Origin of the sequence: Lacticaseibacillus camelliae DSM 22697 = JCM 13995, assembly GCF_001436615.1 — a bacterium.
Classification (GTDB): domain Bacteria; phylum Bacillota; class Bacilli; order Lactobacillales; family Lactobacillaceae; genus Lacticaseibacillus; species Lacticaseibacillus camelliae.
On the sequence record NZ_AYZJ01000100.1, the window covers coordinates 1 to 624 of the forward strand.

Genomic DNA, 624 nt, shown 5'->3' on the forward strand with positions numbered 1-624 from the left:
GGGTGTACTTCGCCAGAGGCCTCAAACGCCCGCTGGAACACTTGGATCTCTGCGGACGCGGTCTCGGTATTGCTGAGGTTAGACGAGAGTAGCCGACGTCCATACAGGTCAAGCACGCCGCTCAGTCGCACAGTGTATTCACCATTCATGCCATACTTCAATTCGGTTGAGTCTGATAACCAGACCTGGTTGGGGCCATCAACTTCAAAGTGTTGATTGAGTACATTATCGAGTACGTGTTGTTCGCTTTCCTTCCGCCGATGCCGCTTCTTGACGCGAATCTGGCATTGGATGCCCAACTCTCTTTGCACCCGTCTAACCATCTTGACCGTCACCGGAAAGGTAATCTCAGCGTCATGCTGAAGGGCAATCAAGAGGTTGTCTGCGCCAATCCCCTGGTGGTGAAAGTCATACCAGTACTGAGCCCGTTCCTTAAGCTTGGTATCGCGTTGTTGCCAGGCTGTCTCGGTGCGTCTGAGCCCCTTATAGTATGCTTGCCGACTCACGCCGATAAGCTTTAAAAGCGTTGACACTGCACCACGATTACCTTGACTGACCTCTCTGATTACGACGTAGGCCAGTCGACGTTGCTTGTTCACCCCCTGCGCTGAAGTTCCTTGAATT

The 624-nt window shown here is 52.6% G+C and carries 1 protein-coding gene; it reads right to left on the reverse strand.

Annotation, left to right across the window (positions count from 1 at the left end; translation table 11 throughout):
• Positions 1–506: transposase family protein (locus tag FC75_RS12240; RefSeq protein ID WP_476737436.1), on the reverse strand; the 506-nt coding region annotated here is incomplete at its 3' end.
• Positions 507–624: the final 118 nt, after the last annotated feature.